Annotated in this window: 1 pseudogene; it reads right to left on the reverse strand. The window is 46.0% G+C overall.

The annotated features are described in order from the left end of the window. A pseudogene (gene ltrA, locus ATZ99_RS00060) lies at positions 1 to 1,264 on the reverse strand (group II intron reverse transcriptase/maturase); the annotation flags it as partial. Positions 1,265 to 1,791: the final 527 nt, after the last annotated feature.

Below are 1,791 nucleotides of genomic sequence, written 5' to 3' on the forward strand. Positions count from 1 at the left end.
TTTCAAGGTATTCGTTAGTTATGGAAGTTGCTAATATCTGGCTGTTGGATATCCTCCAATAGCCTTTTCTTGTATTGGCATACTCCCATGCTTTCACATCGTTTATCCCTAATCTGACTAAATTGTCATGTTTCGTCTTTATCTTCTTCCATTGCTTCCAGTAGCACATCCTTAGTCTCCTTCTTATCCATCCATCCAGTTCCCTTGCTGTGTTCTTCATATCCGCTATTTTAAAGTAATTTACCCATCCTGTTATCAGCTGGTTTAGTTTCTCCTTCCTCCATTCCATGCTTCTCCCGTTGCTCCTTGATGTGATTGCCCTAACTTTATCCTTGAATCTTTCTATGGGCTTCTTATGTATGAAGTTCCTGACTTCCCCTCCTTTTATGTAGAAGGAGAATCCTAAAAACTTCCTCTTACTGGGTCTATCTACGGCACTTTTGTTCTTGTTTACTTTAAGCTTTAGCTCCTGCTCTATATACCGGGTTACGCTCTCCATTACCCTTTGTCCCGCTTTCTTGCTCTTTACGTATATGTTGCAGTCGTCTGCATACCTGCAGAATTTGTGCCCCCTTCTCTCAAGCTCTTTGTCTAATTCGTCAAGCATTATGTTGGCTAAGAGCGGACTTAATGGCCCTCCCTGCGGTGTCCCCTCTTCATTCCTCACTTTTACTCCGTTTAGCATTATCCCGGATTCTAAGTATTTCCTTATGAGCTTGAGCACCCTCTTGTCCCTTACTTTCCTCGCTACTAATGACATCAGCTTGTCATGGTTTACTCTGTCGAAGAATTTTTCTAAGTCTATGTCCACTACCCAGTTGTTGCCTTGCTTTATGTGTTCTCTTGCCGCCATTATGGCTTGATGTGCTCCTTTACCAGGCCTGAATCCGTAGCTGCTTTTTGAAAAGCTCGGGTCAAATATTCGGTTGAGCACCTGCGCTATCGCTTGTTGTATCATCCTGTCAAGCACCGTCGGTATCCCAAGTAGTCTAACTCCCCCATCTGGTTTGGGTATTTCTACTCTCCTCACGGGTTGGGGTGTGTATTTCCCCTCAAGTATTGACTGCTTGATTTCTTTGCCATGTTTTATTAGATAAGGTAGAAGTTCATCTACCTTCATTCCATCTACTCCATGGCTCCCTTTATTAGCCTTTACTCTCTTGTATGCAAGGTTCATGTTTTCACTGTCAAGTATTTCCTCAAGCAGCCTCTCCTGGACTTCCTGCATAACGTCCCTTCCTCTCTTTGATGCCGGAGGAATGCTCAGCGCTCCCGCATTACCTCAGGGTTCCACCCTTACTTCCTGCGGTCAGCCCCCATTTCCATGGGGTTGTCTGCTTTCTTTGCATCCCTCTCGAATCTCTTAAGGCTCCGGAACTTTCTGATGTTCAGCCCTTCTATAGGTGTTCATGACCACCTATATACTATGGCCTCTGCTGACTTCTGATAGTTCAGCCATACATCGCTGTATGGGTTGCCGTTTTGATTTTGTTTCTCCACAGCGTCCCTATCAGACCTCCGCGGGTAAGCTCGCGCCCCTTCCTCCCATATATCCGCTGCATTTACACCGTAAGCCTCGGATAGCTTTGGACTTCGTTTTGTTATGCAAACTCGTCCGGCTTACATATGCCTTATATGCAGTTCCTGTTCGTCGGACCGGGATTTTGCCTCCGGCTTCCTTCAGATTCCACCTCGCAATGGACACCCTTGCCTTCAGCTAACGGTTGGTGCTATCAACCCCCGTAATGGACTTTCACCATCAAGGTCGCGGGCATGCCGCGCGCACATAAA

It is taken from the genome of Thermovenabulum gondwanense (genome assembly GCF_001601575.1).
Lineage (GTDB): Bacteria > Bacillota > Thermosediminibacteria > Thermosediminibacterales > Thermosediminibacteraceae > Thermovenabulum > Thermovenabulum gondwanense.